At 39.3% G+C, this 17971-nt stretch carries 9 protein-coding genes; all 9 read right to left on the bottom strand.

Features of this window, described 5'->3' with window-relative positions; all coding sequences use genetic code 11:
* Window positions 1-329: 329 nt before the first annotated feature.
* The gene (locus tag GARC_RS16125; RefSeq protein ID WP_007622097.1) at window positions 330-2876 is read right to left on the bottom strand and encodes an ATP-binding protein; all 2547 of its coding nucleotides are present in this window, start codon (window positions 2874-2876) and stop codon (window positions 330-332) included.
* 39 nt (window positions 2877-2915) lie between these two features.
* Window positions 2916-3647 (bottom strand): M48 family metallopeptidase, encoded by a 732-nt coding sequence (locus tag GARC_RS16120; RefSeq protein ID WP_007622095.1) that lies wholly within the window; start codon window positions 3645-3647, stop codon window positions 2916-2918.
* A complete protein-coding gene (locus GARC_RS16115; protein ID WP_007622088.1) occupies window positions 3647-6775 on the bottom strand; it encodes a type I restriction endonuclease subunit R in 3129 nt (1042 codons plus the stop codon). The genes GARC_RS16120 and GARC_RS16115 overlap by 1 nt, the downstream gene beginning before the upstream one ends.
* Complete coding sequence (locus GARC_RS16110; RefSeq protein ID WP_007622085.1) at window positions 6768-8804, bottom strand: DUF262 domain-containing protein; 2037 nt, start codon at window positions 8802-8804, stop codon at window positions 6768-6770. The genes GARC_RS16115 and GARC_RS16110 overlap by 8 nt, the downstream gene beginning before the upstream one ends.
* Window positions 8797-10248, bottom strand: coding sequence for a DUF262 domain-containing protein (locus GARC_RS16105; protein ID WP_007622083.1), 1452 nt, complete (start codon window positions 10246-10248; stop codon window positions 8797-8799). The genes GARC_RS16110 and GARC_RS16105 overlap by 8 nt, the downstream gene beginning before the upstream one ends.
* A 291-nt stretch (window positions 10249-10539) precedes the next feature.
* Entirely contained in the window at window positions 10540-12006 is a 1467-nt protein-coding gene (locus GARC_RS16100; protein ID WP_007622079.1) for an ATP-binding protein, read from the bottom strand.
* Window positions 11996-13417: a restriction endonuclease subunit S gene (locus GARC_RS26010; protein ID WP_007622078.1), complete on the bottom strand. Its 1422-nt coding sequence runs from the start codon at window positions 13415-13417 to the stop codon at window positions 11996-11998. Before GARC_RS26010 ends, GARC_RS16100 begins: the two co-directional genes overlap by 11 nt.
* Window positions 13414-15882 (bottom strand): type I restriction-modification system subunit M, encoded by a 2469-nt coding sequence (locus tag GARC_RS16090; RefSeq protein ID WP_007622075.1) that lies wholly within the window; start codon window positions 15880-15882, stop codon window positions 13414-13416. Before GARC_RS16090 ends, GARC_RS26010 begins: the two co-directional genes overlap by 4 nt.
* 86 nt (window positions 15883-15968) lie before the next feature.
* The gene (locus GARC_RS16085) at window positions 15969-17732 is read right to left on the bottom strand and encodes an N-6 DNA methylase (RefSeq protein WP_007622074.1); all 1764 of its coding nucleotides are present in this window, start codon (window positions 17730-17732) and stop codon (window positions 15969-15971) included.
* Window positions 17733-17971 lie beyond the last annotated feature (239 nt).

Genomic DNA, 17971 nt, shown 5'->3' with positions numbered 1-17971 from the left:
TTTAACAAAATTGTTAAAAATAATTAGACATAAATAAGCCCACTGTGCAGTGGACTTTACTTATATTGTAAACACCTTATTTACTGTAAACGTCTTATTTAATCCCTATAAACGTTTTATTTACTCAAATCAGTAGAAACTGTGTAGATTAACTAAGTTCCCCTACAGAAATAATGGGTTACCCCATGGGAATTAAGTTCCCCGTTGGAAACGATGATCCTTGATCAACCAGAAGCCCTCTTATGAGGGCTTCTATCTTTTTCATTACCAATGGTACGCAATCAAATCCTAAATATGGCTATTTCGCTTTTTTCCCAGCCACTTATGAACTAAATATTTACGCTTATTTTAGACAATTCATTTGATAGCTCTTCGCAAAGCTTCACTTGAACTTCGTTGGACTTAGTTTTGCTGAGTAGCTTTGAAAACTTTAATATAACAATTTCGAGAGCCTCTTTCTTTTTAGTTGAAGGTCTAGGCTCCTTATAAGCCCTTTCAATACAAGAGAAAGCTCTTCTAAAGGAAAGTGTCCGGATATCTCCTCTTTCGATCAGTTCCGCACAGGTATCGTACTTGGAGAGCCATGTTAAGTCAGTTACGTTTTCTAACTCTGACCATATTAGGTCGTGAATCTCACTAAGCTCCAAAACTTTCTGCTCTTTCGCGAGATTGCTTAAGCTTTTCAGTGAGCTTCCTAAAACTGAGCTAGATTCCATAAGGTCACTTATTCTTGAATCGCCTTTACGTCTAAACGATCTCTGAACCAGCTCTTTTGCAAGTCTTTCTGCCCAGCTACTATTATTAAATCCACTTTGTTCATGAGCTTTTGAACAGACTTCAATTGCACCTGTATTGTTTTCTAATTTTGTCTCACAGATATACAGCAGATCAAAAGCTAATTCTTTATTTTGTCCTGCGTTAATAGAATGCTTGATAAGTTGGCGAGATTTTTCGTAATCTAAAATATCACTGTGCATTAAGCATCGACCTTTCATTAATAAAAGGTCTGGATGTTTTTTGTATTGATTCAACACCGAATCTACTGTAGATATCGCGTCATAGACTTTGTGATCTTTCAATAAAGCATCAGCTTGACTTATTGCAGCTCCGATTTCTTTGGAATTTGGTTTATTACTTCGTTTAACTCCTCGCCTCATTTGTTTGACTGCGGTATCAATTCTTTTATGATCGATAGCCATGTTAGATGCTTTTCTTTCAACAATAAGAGCAGTGGTATTCGAAATACTATATCTTTCCTCACTTTCAATAAAGCGAGGTTCGTTTACAAGAAATAAGGACTTAAGTTCTTCTAAAAGCTCTGCTAATTTAATATCACCATGATCAGACACTTGTTTTATTTCGGTATATGAGCAAGTTTTGAAATAAAAAATTATAAGTAGAATTCTTTTCGCATCCGGGGAAAGCGATTCCACTTCTCTTTCTAATGCGGCATTCCTTGCATCCTCGCCTCCTTCTCCCTTCCACTGCTCTAATGCCATTTGGAAAGGCATTCCTAAATTAAAAAGGCGTACGATGGAAGCTGAGAGCAATGGAGAGCCATCACATGCTTGGTGCAGTCTTTCAACTTCTCTCCTTGTAAGTACCTTTCTCGTCGATTTTGAAATAATAGTAGAAATGAATTCTTCGAAATCTTCTTTAGGTAGGCCCGGTACATCAATACACTGATCAGATGTATAACCTAGCTTTTTACGTGTTGTAATCAGAAACCTTGCTTTGTTGCTACTTAGATATCTGCAAGTGTCGACAACGTTTTTTTGTTCTTCGTCTTCTAATGAATCAAGGTCATCAATTATGATAAGTGCAGGGAACTCAGTAAGAGCATCTTTTACCTCTTTTTTAATAAGTGATAACGAAATTTCAGAATACTCAGTGGTATCTAGAGCGCAATTGATTGCTAAACATTCTAAAAAGCTTAGAACATCATGAAATTTTTCTCCTTCAAGCTCGAAATACTCATTATTTAGCCCAGAAAATTGTTTTTGTTTGATTGATAGCCAAAGTACTCGTTCAAATCCTTCTGGGTATGAATGAATGAAATCAGTCGCAAATTTATAAGCTATTGAGGTTTTTCCTTTACCACCGTCGCCAGAAAGGATTTTCATATACTCAAATTCATCTGCAAGCCATTCCCATATCTGGGCTATTTTTTCATTTCGGCCTATAAACTTTGAACATATGAGGTTCCTATCGGGTAAATTGTGATAGAGAGTTGAAATTTTATTGAAGGGTGTGGATGAACCAACGCCAGTGCTCGGATTAAAGGTTCTTGAAGAAAGTAATAATTGCCAGTCTTCGGGGGTTTGTGCGGGTCTACATTCGTCCAAGAAACGGAAGTATGTTTGGTCTATGCAAAAGATGTTTTTATTAGACCCTTCTTTTAAAGGACCATTTCGAACAAATTTGATAGGCAATTTACTTGTTCGTTTGGGTATGTGCAATAATCCAAGTTCAAAATTAACATCCTCGATTTTTAGCTGGATAGTATTTACGCATACATCAATACTGGTGCTAGTGTAGCGGCGAATAGTATCTCTTAATTGTGCTTGGTTAAGTTCCGAAAGATCTACTTTCACTGGTGCAAACAAGCTATCTCTTTGTAGTTCTTTCACCCCAAAAATTAAGTAACCCCCACAGGTATTGTAGAAGCTGACAATCCTTAGGACCGTTTTAGCAAGTGACAATGCGTCATTCTTATACTCCGACTTATAGTCCCAAAGAGCACCTTCTTTTGGAACAAACCCATTGCCGTACAAAAGTATCTTTAATGGCTCTGAACTAAGATCAATGCTTTCTAATAGTCGGAGCATTCGAGTATTAATTTCTTTTAAAGAGAAATCTGATTCTATTGATGGCATAAAATTTCCATATTCATATTCATATTCATATTGAATTGTTTAATAACTCCAATCTTCATACACCAAAGGAAGACTATTAAGCAAATTTCTGCGTTCTTTCCAATTGGGCATGTGCTTATTCATTAATGCTCGAAAGCGTTCGTTGTGGTGGCGCTCATGAAGGTGCACTAACTCATGTACTAAGATGAACTCCATACACTCAATTGGTTTTTTAGCGAGTTCTAAGTTCAACCAAATGCGTTTTGCTTGGATATTGCAACTGCCCCATTTGGTTTTCATTTTTTTGATCTCTATCGAGTCAGGTGCCACCCCCAACGTCTTCTGCCATTTAGGAAGCATTTTGGCCATTGAAACTTGTATTTGTTCACGGTAAAAACGATTGAGTAGCTTTAGTTTATTGTCAGTTGTTGTCGAATTGCTAACAGCTAACTCTAGTTTGTTATTTCCTTTAATTTGAACCGAAAATTTACCTTTAGCCGCTTTAATCGCAAGCCTATATTTTTGTCCCCAAAGGTAGTGGCATTCTCCATTGGCCATTTCTCTTACAGATTGACGGGGTTGCTTGGCAAAATCTGACTGCTGTTTTTTGATCCAAGCCAGTTTGTTTACGATCGCTAACCTTATTGTTTGCTCACTTGTTTTGCTAGGTACAGATAATCGCACCCTACCATTGGGAGGTAAAACACTTAGGTGAATATTTTTAATGTTCCTGCGATTAACCTCAACGTCTATCCCGCCGATAGTGACCAGTTCAGTATCAGTTACTGTCACTAGTGATATTCCTTTTGGGCTTTAATCAGCGACATAACTTCTTCAATGTTTACTTCATAACTAGCTACTTCTTCTCGAATCGCATTGGCAATTTCTCGCTCTTTAAACCTATCACCAAGCCATTCAGCTTTTTTGGTGTAGCGAACGGCAGTATCGATTTTGGTTGTTAACACTTCATCATTACCAAAGTTATCGTAAATCGCTTGCTTAGCAGGCGTATCAACGGTTTCTGGGTAACTGTGAGCAGTATTCCCAGCAGGATTAACCACTTTTTTGGCAAGTTGACGTATTTGCTCAAGGTACTCTTGATATTTAATCGCCCCAGCTCTGCGTTGTTTGATAATTTCATCAAGTAACGTTGCCATGCTATCGAAATATTTGGGGTTTACAGGGTTCTCATCAACAATGGTTTTGCGAACGTTATTTTCAATGGCCTCAGCCATGGCTTCTTCGTTTTCTCTAAGCCCTTTGGGTGCTGCGTTTAAATTGTTATTCACCACCAAATCTATTAACCCAAGTTCCTCAAAGTCCATTAATGTCTCGCTGTCATCAGCGCGGATGTACATATCTAGCAAATGACGCATTGCGGGTTCAAATCGCTTCATTTCTAATAAGTCGCCACTAGCGAGTTTTACTTCATCTCTGACTTTTTCAAAGTAAGCGACTTCTTTTTTAATTTTTGCAGCTTCTTGTTCGCTATAACCTGCTTGTTCCATCTCATTTGCAAGACTTGTGTAGGCGCGAATAAGCTTAGCAACTGCCTGATAAAGGGTTAAGCGCAAAGCCTCTTTTTCTGAACGAGACTCTTCATCATCAGGCTCAAGACCTGATTCGCCACAAAAGTAATGTATGAAGTCTTTGGAATCTCTCGGTGCTTTAACGGGTTCACATAAAGCTCTAACGGCTTCTAAAGCATTGTCTAAATCTGTTCTTGATTCAGTTAATCGGTCTTTTAGTAATCCAGCCACATCCTCTTCGTCATAGCCATCAAAGGCTTCGGCGGTGTAATCTTTAATGGCTTTATCAAGTGAGCGGAATAAATCTTTATAATCGATGATATAACCATATTCTTTGTCCTCCCCATCTAGTCTGTTTACGCGGCAAATTGCCTGAAACAGGCTGTGATCTGCCATGCTCTTATCAATATACAAATAAGTGGCTGAAGGCGCATCAAACCCTGTTAACAGCTTATCTACTACTATCAACAATCGCATTTGACCGGGTTCTTCTATAAAGCGTTTTTTGACATTTTTTTCGAACTCTTCGACTCGCTTAGACGCTTCGTCTTCGCTTTGCTCAAAATAATCTGCGAGCATTTTTCGGTAGGTATCGTATTTAAATAATTTTTCGGTAAGCCCTTCGCCAGACTCTTCGCCTTTGATAGAGCTAGCAGCAGGTTGATAGCTGGTCACTACCGCACACTTTCCAGCTAAATCAGTTTTATTAAATAGATCATAAACCACACAAGCTTGATGAACGCTGGCACAAACCAGCATCGCATTACCTCGGCCAGTTGCTAAAGCTGGCTTGATTTCCATGTCCATTAAAATATCGCTAACTATTTGCTCAAGTCGTGACTTACTGGATAGCACTTTTTGCATCGTGCCCCACTTTTGTTTGAGCTGCATTTTAGCTAAATTTGAAAGGCCTTTGGTTTTTGCTTCAAACCATTTATCTACTTTCTTTTCTGACGTTAAATGCTGATCAATATCCCTAGCTTCATAACGTAAATCGAGTACGACACCGTCGTTAACCGCTTCATTGAATTTATAGGTATGAATGTATGGGCCAAACACTTCTAAGGACTTCTTTTTATCCCTTTTCATCAAAGGAGTACCTGTAAAACCAATAAACATGGCCTCAGGCACAATGGCTTTCATGGCTTCGTGTAGCTTGCCTGATTGTGTTCTATGGCATTCATCAACAAATACAAACAAATTGCCCTTAGCTGAAAAATCGCTAGATATACTTTGCTTCAGCGCTTCTACATAATCCTTTGTTGCGGCATCGTCTTCATCATCACTTGCTTCACCATTACGCCCAAATTTATGAACAAGCGAGCAAAATAACCAAGGATTAGGTTGATTCAAGGTTGCAACTAAATCGCGGCCACTCTTAGTACGGTAGATCTCCTCATCAACACCTGAAAACACTTTTTCAATTTGCTCATCCAACTCGGTGCGGTCTGTCACAATCAGCACGCGAGAGTCGGTGATGTTTTCACGTATCCACTTAGCCAACCACACCATAGTTAAGCTTTTTCCCGAACCTTGTGTATGCCAAATAATACCGTCTTGTTTGTTTCTTACATGGTTCTTGGCCGCTTGAATACCAAAATACTGATTATGTCGGCAGGTCTTTTTAACTCCCGCATCAAACACAACAAAATCATGGATTAAATGTAAAAATCGGTTTTTATCGCATAGCTGAGCTAAATGTGTGTCTAACAAGGTTTCTGTATCTATATTAGGCGTAGGAAGGCTACTAGCGCCTTCAGGCTCCTTCCACTCTAAATAATATTTCTCAGAGGTTTCAATAGTGCCGTAGCGTATTCCTTGGGTATCGTTACCCGCCATGACCAATTGCATTGAAGTGAAAAAGTTGCGAATAAACGCCTTCTTTTGATTATCGAGGTTTTGGCGAATACCTTCACTAACTGATACCGACGAACGTTTAAGCTCAATAACGCCTAAGGCTATACCATTTACATAAATAACGATGTCAGGGCGCTTTTTAAGCTCGCCTTTTATCGTTACTTCCTCTGCAATCGCAAAGTGATTGGCTTCTGGATTCACCCAATCAATCAGCCAAACGTTTTTATTTTGCTCACCTGTGCCTTCTTTCTCTTTTACGCCGTAACGAAGTAAGCGATACACGTCTTTATTCGCATCAAACAGCTTTTTGCCTTCTCCAAGGGCGGCGGCTGCGTCTAACTTACGTAATGCACGAGTAATCAGCGGTTCGGAAACACCACGTTTTTCCAGCCAATTGGTTAAAATATCCTTTTCAACATTACTGTTACCGCCACGGTATTCCCAGTCACCTAAATAGTCGTAGTTGAGTTGTTCCTTAAAAAATTTAACCACTCGACTTTGGGTTTTTCGTTCTTTTTGGCCGACGTTACTCATCCCTGTGCTCCGCTTTAGAATCATTAATTAAAATCGTTAGCATGTTGCGCTCATGCTCAGCTATTTGTGTTTCTGTCCACTCACCAGCGCTATTCATAACTTTAATCATTTCGTAAAGTTTGAGTGTATCAATTCTTTTGTCTGCTATGGCTGCTTTGAAATGATCTCGTTTTGCTGTTGGTTGTAAGTTGCTCAACTTTGAATTTTTACTATGACTAATTAAACAAAGATTACCAAATCGGTGTAAATCGTTTTTCGCTAGCTTTCTATGTCCATCAAGGGGGTGTTGAGGGTAAAAGTGTTCCACTGAACTTCGGAAAGTAAATTCAAATTGATTGACCACGTCATCACTACCATTTTTAGTGCCATCACACCAAAGTAAATAATCGAGGTAGTTAAAAACTAAGTTATTCTCAATTGTGCCGTATTTCAGCAGTTCCATTACCTGTGAGTCACTAAAATCGACAGTTGAAAACGATTTTCCTTGGTAAATCATGTTGTAGTAATCTGCGCCATCGATACTTAAAAAACGCCCAAATACAAACTGTCTGGCTAAGTGTTCAAGCCTCCTCAAATAATGACGAGGGGTTACGTTGTTCATGTGGAACAAATGAAAAAGCGCCCCATTTAGCCAATGTTTATAAACCAAAGTAGGTGTTGATACATGAAATGCGCTCAATAATGTCAATAATTGACGATTAACTCCTTCAAAACCATCTTCGCTATCTTGCTCATTGCTATTATCAAAGGTATTGATATAGCTCTGACTCTTGGCGTTATAGAAATGCAAGCGCTTCAAACTCCACTTATCTTTACCGTCACTAAACTCGCGCTTAATGATGTATTGGTCAAAGAGGTATTTACACTTCAATAATGAAAATACAAAGTCTTTTACTGCTGTTACCTTGTCTGTATTGTTATCATTTAAATAAGTATCAAACTGCTCTAACAAACGTTTGTCATCTAACGCGATGTCTAGCTTGGTTAAAACCCTCAACACATGAAGCAGAAAGTTGGAGAAGTTAATCACACTGTTAAAGCGCTCTGGCGTAAGAGTTGCGTCACCACTAGTAGATATCTGAGGTGGTTTAGCAAGTATCTCATTTAGCGACAACGATACATTATCAGTTTGCCCGCTTTCTTTGGTGGCTTCGTGCTCCAAACACGCGGCTAAGTCTGTGTAACTAGTTGGAGTAAATTGCCCCCAGTCATCATTGCCAAATACTTTGTGGCGTTCATCCGGGCTAAAACCATACTGAACATATCGCTCCATATTTGCGGTTGCGTCCCAAATTTTGCTAAGCAGTTGTATATTTTGTTCTCGTTCCTGCTCATCTTCTATTTCATTTAATACCGAGATCAACCTCGCTTTAACAACTTCGTGCTTTTCTAGCTGTTCACCACGATTGTTCATCACTTCAAAGTAGTGATTTAAGTCAGTATCCTTTGGTACAGAAACACGCGCTATTTCCACGTTACTAAACAAATAGCTACAAAACCCTTTCAGTTTATCTCCTAGGGCTAATAATGCTTTTTCAAGCAATTCATAACCATTAATTACATCTTGGTTATATTCATCTGTACGCAAGTGTTTTAAAGCAACGCCATGTATCAAACTCGCAAAGGTATCAGTCGATTTTTTTCGACTTTCAAATCCTAAATTTGGTTTGTTATACCACTCCATATCAATTGTTTGGTGTTTTGTAGAGAGGCGTTTGAGTGCAAATGCGAGGAGAGTTAGGGTAGTAAATCGCTGTTGACCATCGATAACTTCGAATCTGCCGTCAGTTCGTTCAAACGCTACTAAAGTACCAATGTAATATGTTTGGTTAGGCTTATTTTGTTGGTAATCCAATACATCTTGTATGAGTTGATTTATTTCACCTTCACCCCACGCATAGTTGCGCTGGTACATAGGCACTAGATAACTGTTAGAGTCTATCAATAACTCTTTAATTCTGTAGCTTTGTATTTTATTGCTGCTGTCGGAACCAATGCTTTTTTTATCACGGGCTTGGATATTATTCATAATACTTCATTTCCTTAAACAGCTCGGTAATTTCAGCTAGTTTGGTTCCCTTACAGTCTGTTTCTTTAATCGTTAATAACGGCCAATTCAATACATCACTGGGCTGCACAGCTTGCTTTGTTTTTTCAAATATATTGTTCGCTAAAACATGGTTGTCCATTGTAGCTAACTGAACCACTTGCTTTTGTAAGCGGCAGCTATATGCCCAAATAAACAGCTTTTCTATCGCTTGCGATAACTGGTGTTCGCCAAATTTATCCAAATAAAATATAACTGCACAATCAAACATAGTGCGAATATAGCCATCACCTGTGCGAGTACGAGAATGGTAACTGTTCAGCACTTGTAAAATCTTACAAGCAATTGGCTCTAGCTCATGCCCTAATATTCGAATTGGACTGTTTTCGTTAGCTACATTATTTCCACTGTGCTCATCACTCACTATCTCAGCAATCTTTTGTTGATAATGACTCGTCATTTCAAAAAAACGTCTTCCATTAATGATCATTTGATCAAGGTGAAATGGAAAGTGCATGTGTTGGTGGTCAATGTGACGCTGGTATTGGCCGTTATATTCATCGACAAAGTGGTGGGAAATTCGCAGCGGTTCAACATAAGGATATAAACCGACATGTTCAAGATTAACTCCTTTGAACAATCCAACCTGTGATTTACCAAAATACTGTGCTGACTTCCCTTGTGTCCAGTTACGGATGCGAAATAAGTAATTTGCAAACAATCTTGCTAACTGGTCACTCTCTAAACTTTCCCAATGGCTCACAGATTGGGCTTTTAGCTCAGTTTCAGCTTGCGAAAATTCACGTAAGTGAAAGGCTTTTAACAAATCATGGGGATCTAAATCACGGCCTCTGGCATTTTGAGAGTCAAAAAACTGGAAAGCTTCAGACACATCATTAAGCACAAAAGTGACTACTTCGCAGCGAGATAATAAAAACTCTATATCGTCTTCAGTAAAGTCACTACGCGCAACGGCGCGTTTAGCTGCCATATAGTTTTGATGCAAATTTCGATGGGAAATATCATTATTAAATCGTTGTCGATTTAAAAATGAGTTTACTGGCTCTACAAGTGAGGTCAGGGTATCTTTTACATCTTGTCGCTTTAATGTAGATAAGCGTTCATCAATCAACCCTTTAACTAAAAGGACTAACGTTAAGGTGCGCTGTTGCCCATCTACAATATCAAGTTGGTTTTCATCAGCATTACAATGGTGATGAAATACTACTGCACCTAAGCGATATGCGGATTTATCTCGATAGATTTTTAAATCGCTGAGCAAATCCGCTAGGTTGGCTTGAGTCCATTTATAAGGCCTTTGATAAGCAGGAATGCTCAAGTTAGGTAATAAAAGTAATGTTTTAACTTTTGTTATTTGTTTATCTAAATAGTTTTGTTTATTTACTTGCTCCACAGTTCCTTCCATAGTTTCTTTATCCCTTATTTAATGACAACCGTGTACTGCAAGTGAGTAGCACTTTAATCATGCCTTGCTTGGTTTGGTAATTGAACTGTTCTTTAAAAAATTGAACAACTCGGTTTTGGGTTTTCCGTTCTTTTTGGCCGACATTACTCATAAACTAAATCCTTTAATTAAACCCTTGCGATCAAGCAACGATCAAGCAAATATTAAACAATACAAATCAATGACTTAATACACTAAATTCTTAGTAAAACACAAATTCAAGTGATTGCAATCAAACAACAATCAAGCAAATTAGCTCCAGTGTGGAACGTAGCGCATGGCTTTGGTTCCAGCCTCTGCATCATATGGTTTCACTAGCCCAGAGCTAACTGCGTCCTTAATCACTCTGCTCACCGTGGCACTATTCTTTCCTTCTATTCCAAAACGCTCTCTTAATGAAGTATTATTCATATGTTCTCGGCTTACATAGCGTAAACAACAATGTTGGTAACAGGCTCGAATACGATCTTCTTTATCCATTTCGGAAAATGCTTTATACCCAAATAACACTGTACGGGTGTGTCTGTCGGTTACTTCAAAAATAGGTGCAGGCAATTGATATAATTCGGTTTGAAATATTACTTTATCAATGCCAGTACCTCGTTCTTCACAAATATTGATACGGCGCATAAATGACGCCAGCATTTCATTACGGCTTTGAGGTGGCGAGTCAATAAAGCGATCGGTATCTACTAAAGGTACACCCGGATTCGTTATTTCCATGCGGGTATCAAACAGCTCTATCGTTGGCCCAGTGCCAGTTAACGTAAAATCTTGGTGAATAATGGCATTAGCCACTAGCTCACGAATGGCTAATTCTGGATACATTGGCACTTCTTTACGAAAAGCTTTGCCTATTTCTTCATTCGCTGGCAAGAGGGTTTTAATGTAGTCAATCAAGCCTTCAAAACCAGCGGCATATCCCTTATTACCCTCTAGCTCGCGTACTGTTTCTACACGACTATTACCTCGATAATGAATAAGGCGCACCGCTTTACGCCCAAGGTGCTGAAAGTTTTGCAATTTTTTGGCAAATAAAATTGCACCTACATTAGCGATTTGCCAACTTCCCTTGTCGTTTTTACTAATTAACCTATCGGCCTGTAATGCCTCTAAAATTCCATCTCGCCCTTCTGGCAAAGGTTGTGCCGTAAGCTCAAAATAAGCGGGGTAATCGAGTAATTTAAGAACTTCTTCCGCACTACTGTTTTCGGTCGCCGCTTGTTGTTCAAAGGGTACTTTGTCGAACACTCGCCACAACTCTCGCTCTTTCTCAGCGAACTCACGCAGTTTCTTTTTATACGAACCAACCCGAATGTATTCTATGCCGTCAAATTGCACTGGCGTATGGCTGGCTGCTTGTATTTCCAAAATAACTACTGGTAAACCATCAACATTAGTAAATTCATAGAATTGAAAATGAATTTTAGGCGCGGTTTTCTGCAACAACCAACTTTCTAACTCTTGACCTTTGTGCTTTTGGCTTGAAGGGGTAAAGTCAGTGCCAATCACTTTATGGGTCGCATCTTCAACACCATAGACCAAATAACCCGTTTGCTTGCCAAGCAGAGCCGCAGAGTTGGCCAGTGCCGAGATATATTCACCAATTTTAACCACATCAACATTATGCTTAAATTCTACCCATTCGGTTTCAGCAGGCAAATGGCATAGCTCTTTTAGTAAAGCACGAAGTTGCTCAAGGCTTTGTTCAGTTGGCATTCCTAATCTCCGTACTTTTTTCGTCAGATGTGTCAAACGGCAACCTTGTGCGGCCTGTAAGTAGCTCTTGCATCATGCCTTGTTTTATTTGACGTGTTTTCTTTAGGCGTTGTTCAAGGATTTGGATTTCGTTATCCATATCCGAGAGAATGGTGGCGATAGCGGTTTGTTCTTCTGGCTCTCTTGGTAAGGGTATTTCAAATTCAAATAAGCCATCGAGAGTAATACTAGCTTGATTAGCATTACCACGATAAATTTGCTCAATATGGTCAATATATCTCTCTGTCCTAAAATGGCTTACCAGTAAATTCGATATATTTTCAGCAGCAAGTTTTGGTTTGATTAATACCGCATTTTGATTCAGTAAAAAACCTTCGTGATGAGATTCTACAAGAATTGCTTTACCAACGAGTGAGTCATACATTGGCGGCTTTGATCCTACCGTTGTAAAAATAATATTGCCTTTTTCTAGACTCCATTTTTTATATTTTCTTCTCGAATTTTCAGAAACGAATATTGGGTTTTCGTTTTTAATCGAAGTGAAAGATGTGTCGCTTACTCTAACAACCCTAATTCCTGAATCAGTATACTCTGCTGATTTGAATGGATATCCTTTTATATAATTTACAATGCTTCCAAACTTTACTATTTCCCAATCCTCAGGGATTTCGCCTAGTTCGCTGGGTTTTGTGCCTTTGGCTTGCCCTTTCTCTTCGCCTGCGATGTAAGTAGCGAATTGCGGTAAACGGGTTTTTCCTGTTAGCAGTTGCTGCATAGTGGCGGTTTTAATCGCTTGTTTTTTGGCGATGAGGTTTTCTAATTCCGTTAATAGCACATCAACGTCGGATAAGGCATTGGCAATGGCGGTTTGTTCTTTAATTGATGGGAGCAATACAGGACAACTCTTTATAGCCTTTTGATCTATTGTTGTCATCGTGGCAGTCTTGGCATTTGCTATCAGATGTTTTCTCGCATGAGTTGCTAAGCAATTGAGATACATAAACCGATAATCAGCTATTGCAGGGTTAACTCTCACTTTTATTAAGTGGCTATCAAAAACGGCAATACTAGTTACTTTCGGATATACATTACAATAAGCAATTCCACTTGGCACAATAGATGATCGGGTAAAAAATAAGTCTCCCTCTATAACTTTGAATGTTTTAACTTCAAGCAATGTAGCATCAAAAAGCTCTAGACTATCTATTGAGATAGGGGCTGCTTTATACATATCAGACACATTAATTAGTGGTATACCTTTACCTTTTCGAGCTGGTTCATAGAACAAGCCATTTTGCATAGGCAATAGTGATATATCATCAATTGTAGATATCTTCCATTCATCAGGTATTACTCCAACCTCAGATTTCTGGTATCCAGTAGGTATAACTTGGTTAGCGATTAAACTCATAACTGCCACTCCAAGCCCATTGATTTAAGATGACCAGCAACTTTATCACTTAGCGTATCTACCGACTTGGCCAGTGTTGGTAAGGGTGTGCTATAGCGCTCTTCTAGCTCTTTTACGCGGTTTGCCATTTGCTGAGTAACTCGCTCAATTTCTGCGATGATATTGGCTTGTAATGTTGCCAGCCATTTATCTTCCACAATTAGAAGTTTGATTTCATCAATGTCGAGCTTTGGATATTGATTAAATACCGCTAAGTCCAATGCTTCTTGGGCTTCTTTTACGGCTTTTTTGGCGGCAGCTTCTGCGTTAAATAACTTAGAGGCATGCATTAGAGCTTTTAATTCTTCAGAACTAGCTACTAGTTTAGTTTGTGCTAAGACACTAGCTTTGGTGATTTTATCTTTATCGTTCATGGCATCAGCTAATAAACCGTCTTCAGCGCCATGTTCTTCGAGGTAAGATTCCAGTGCTTGAGTGGCTTCGTCTTGTTTGGCTTGCAAAGCATCAACTTGTGCTTGTTCATTGGCAAAGTAACGTTTCACTATCAGGCTTGGTGGAATAAGCTCGGCTTTGTACTTTTTCTTATTGATGATTAAGTCAGGCGTTTCTTTGAGTTTTTCGCCCTTTTTAGCCACTAACTCACGTAAGGTGTTTCCTGCTTGCCAATCGTCTTGCGCTAATACATACACATCGTCTTGCATGGTATCAGCCCAGTAATCCATCAGGATTTGGTAAATATCGTATTTGCTTAACAGGTCGCTATTGGCATAGGCGCTGAGTAAGTTTTCTGAAATGTTAAAGATGAAGTCTTTTGGATTAGCGCCCACTTTGATTTCTTTTAACTTGGCATCAGGTATCCATTGCTTAAATGGTAATAAGCTGCGACTGGCAAAGTCTTTGAATTCTTGATGAGCAAGAATGCTGCTTTTAACTTGGCTTGCTTCAATCATGCCGTGGCTATAGCCTTCGCGTGCTGGTTTAAATAGTGTTGCGCGAATGCTGGGGAATACCTGCCAAAAATGTTCAAGCGCGTCAATATCACGGTTTGGAATACCACCTTGTAAATGAGCACTTAAATCATGTAAATCTTCTGGTTCTGACGAGTCGATATAACGAGGGATATTGAGGTTGTAATCGTTTGCGGCAATTTCATCCAGTGGTACTAAACGGCTGAATCGTGCTAACTCTAAGCCCTTGTTAAACACATCAACCACTTTATGAATATCTTGGCTGCGCAGGCGGTTTTTATTGCCGTCTTTAATAAAGCCTTTGCTGGCATCGATCATGAAGATAGGGCGACCAGTTATCGTGGGAAGATTATCATCACCTTCGTTAAATTTAGACACTGCTTTTTGTGCGTGCTCTTTATCAATCACGATAATACAGGCTGGAATACCCGTGCCGTAGAACAGGTTAGCAGGTAGGCCAATAATGCCTTTTATGTATCCTTGCTTAATAAGGTTTTCGCGAATATTGGCTTCGGCATTTCCCCGGAACAACACACCGTGTGGCAAAATCACCGCGCCTTTACCCGTGCTCTTTAAGCTCTTAATGATGTGTAATAAAAAGGTGTAATCACCGTTTTTCTCTGGCGGAATACCCCATGTAAAACGACCATATAAATCTTCATTTGGATTTAACCCGCTCGTCCAGTTTTTATTTGAAAATGGAGGGTTCGCCACGCAAAAATCCATAAGTTTCAATGAGTTAGGTGAATCCTTCCATTGTGGATCGGACAGAGTGTTGCCTTTCCAAATTTTAGCTGTGGCATTGTTGTGCAAGATCATGTTCATACGGGCTAATGCGCTGGTTGCATTATCCATTTCTTGCCCGTAAATAGACAATCCTCGTGAGGCTTCATCATTTGCTTTTAATAAAAGTGAACCTGACCCGCAGGCACAGTCATAAACAGTTGCATCCTGTGGAGTGTCCTCTGTAATCCCCACAACCTTGGCGAGAATTTGAGATACTTCGGATGGCGTATAGAATTGCCCCTTTGATTTACCTGACTCGGTAGCAAAGTGGCGCATTAAGTATTCGTATGCATCACCTAACAAATCATCGCCAGCAGCGCGGTTGGCCGTCAAATCTAAACCTTGAAAAATCCCCACTAATTTAGTGAGGCGGTCGATCATTTCCTTGCCTTTGCCCAGCTTGTCTTCATCGTTGAAATCGGCAACATCAATCACGCCTTTAAGATCATTTTCTTCAGCAAGAGCAGAGATGATTTTATTTATCTTATCGCCAATTTCTTTATCACCCTTGGCGGCAACCATATCGTCATAACTAGCACCTTGTGGCACGACAATCATTCCGTAAGGGTCACCTTTAAATTTGTCTGAAACGTACTTCATAAACAACATGGTGAGCACATAATCTTTGTATTGGCTGGCATCCATCCCGCCACGCAGCTCATCACAGCTAGCCCATAGAGATGAATATAATTCTGTTTTTTTAATTGCCATTGTATTCCTTTAAATTCCGTTTCTGATGTGCAGACGTATTGCTCGCACTATATTCGAATTGATTAAGAGTAATTGAAAGTTGAGTGTCATACTGCAATTTTTTTGATTGCCTGTGTTCGCAATTCCACAAGCTCTTTTTGCAAAATGTCTATTGATTTTTGTTTGTCGATGGCTTGCTGATGAGCAATAGCCATCACTTCTTGTTGAGCTTTATTCAATGCAGGAACGATCATAGAGCTTAAATCTTTGCTGGAAAGCATGAGTGATGTTGTTCCAGTGGCAAGAGAGCTGAGCTGATATTTACCATAATCGGACGATAAGTATTGAAATAGGGCTTTTGGAGACATCCTTCTACACAGTGGCTTCACCCGCAAGATAGCAAATGCTTGGTTAGCTAGGGCGTTATCTCCTATTTTATCGGGAACGAATCCGACTCTGCCTACAGCGCCACGACAAACGACCAAAACATCATTTGGTTCTATCATCTGCTTCTTTGCACGCTTTGATTTTTGACGGTCTAACATTAACAACCTTGGATTTCCCGCAAGGTAACCAATACCGTCAAGGTTATTTATTCCATATTCTTTGAAAGTTTCATTACCTTCTTCATTATGCTGCACGGATTGAGGTCGGATTATATCAACCAGCTCACATAATTTAGCTGTTTTGAATCCGGATAAAAATTCGTCTAATTTTCTATCATCCTCCGACTTCACGTAGCGAGCCGGGGATAAGTTATAGCCAGTATCGGCTATCTCATACTTGGATGAGTAAACTATCTCGTCGTCATAATTATGGGGATTGTTATAGATATCCAACAGTTGTTGAACATTACATAGTTGACTAAGGGTTTTTGATAATTTTCGAGTAAACGCCTCGCTACTAGCATCCATGAATTTAACGCTTAGCGATGTTTTGCTTGAGTTCAATATAACAAGGCTGATATCCACTGATATATGTGTCAGTAGTCCTCTGGGCAGTGCAATGACACCTTCTAGCCACTCATTCTCAACTATGTCTTCTTTAAACTGATATTCACCCGCAGCGGTGCGGAAAAGAAAAGCGTTAGACACGAAACAAATAACGCGGCCTTTACTTTGCGCTAGCATGTGGCGTAAGTAATATACCTCGCCCATAAGTGAGTCTTCAGGAAAACGGCACCAAATATCGCCGTTAACTTTCCCCTTTACCCTAATACCTAGTGGGGGCATACCAACCACAGCATCAAACTTTTTTAGTTGTCCATCTTCGATGAGAGTAGGATTTTTGAGGGGATCGGTTTCAATGACCTGAAGTGGTTTGTTTAATAGTGCACTCTGGGCCTTTGCATAAAACACGTCGTCTTTACTGTTCGTTTCAGTCACGACTTCTGTTTGCTCAGGTAAATATAAAGCAAAATCACAGCCTTTTTCAAATGGACAATACACTTGTTGGGTTGAGCTTCTCAATAAACCAACTCCAAGCTGGCAAAGTTCGTTTGGTATAACGAAATGTTCTCTAGATTTACCATACAATTCTTTAACGGCTACGCTTAGATCCTTGCCACTGATGACATTGCTTTGGAATAGGAGTGCTAGTTTTGCAATGAACTCGTTTAAGGCATATTCCAATTCAGGTCTATTCTTGCGGCATACCTTGAGAGGCGCTGACAAATGCAGAACGGTTTTGACCGAAGAGTTTAGGTCGTTAAAGGTTAGCTTTTTATCAAGTTGAAATGCTTGTGGTGACTTGTCCTGATTGAAGATATATACATAAACGAAGCAAGCAGATACAAGCTCAATAAACTCTTCTTGCTCTAAAGAGAAAAGGCCTGACGAGTAATCAATCAATTGCTTAATTGATGTGTGCATTATGACTATGCCTTTTCTTTAGTGTCATTTTGGAGAAACTAACCGCTTAAAAAATATCAGATTATGTACGTTATATAGCTTTGTCAATTTGAAAATTATAATAAGTAAAAAATTATTTTAATTTACAGGTTTTTGTATTGTCCTGAGTTCTAGCAAATCTGACCTAATCGCCATTTTTGTTATGTTTAAAAGGCGAGTGGTGTAGTTGGTGAACGATGAATGATGGAATTTTGGACAGT

This window comes from Paraglaciecola arctica BSs20135 (genome assembly GCF_000314995.1).
Classification (GTDB): Bacteria; Pseudomonadota; Gammaproteobacteria; order Enterobacterales; family Alteromonadaceae; genus Paraglaciecola; species Paraglaciecola arctica.
This window is presented reverse-complemented; position numbering and strand designations above follow the sequence as displayed.

Excerpts from the sequence above, each read along its gene's own strand:
- GARC_RS16110 (WP_007622085.1), bottom strand. The coding sequence starts at position 8,804 with ATGAATAATATCCAAGCCCGTGATAAAAAAAGCATTGGTTCCGACAGC.
- GARC_RS16115 (WP_007622088.1), bottom strand. The coding sequence starts at position 6,775 with ATGAGTAACGTCGGCCAAAAAGAACGAAAAACCCAAAGTCGAGTGGTT.
- GARC_RS26010 (WP_007622078.1), bottom strand. The coding sequence starts at position 13,417 with ATGAGTTTAATCGCTAACCAAGTTATACCTACTGGATACCAGAAATCT.
- GARC_RS16105 (WP_007622083.1), bottom strand. The coding sequence starts at position 10,248 with ATGGAAGGAACTGTGGAGCAAGTAAATAAACAAAACTATTTAGATAAA.
- GARC_RS16085 (WP_007622074.1), bottom strand. The coding sequence starts at position 17,732 with ATGCACACATCAATTAAGCAATTGATTGATTACTCGTCAGGCCTTTTC.
- GARC_RS16100 (WP_007622079.1), bottom strand. The coding sequence starts at position 12,006 with ATGCCAACTGAACAAAGCCTTGAGCAACTTCGTGCTTTACTAAAAGAG.
- GARC_RS16090 (WP_007622075.1), bottom strand. The coding sequence starts at position 15,882 with ATGGCAATTAAAAAAACAGAATTATATTCATCTCTATGGGCTAGCTGT.
- GARC_RS16125 (WP_007622097.1), bottom strand. The coding sequence starts at position 2,876 with ATGCCATCAATAGAATCAGATTTCTCTTTAAAAGAAATTAATACTCGA.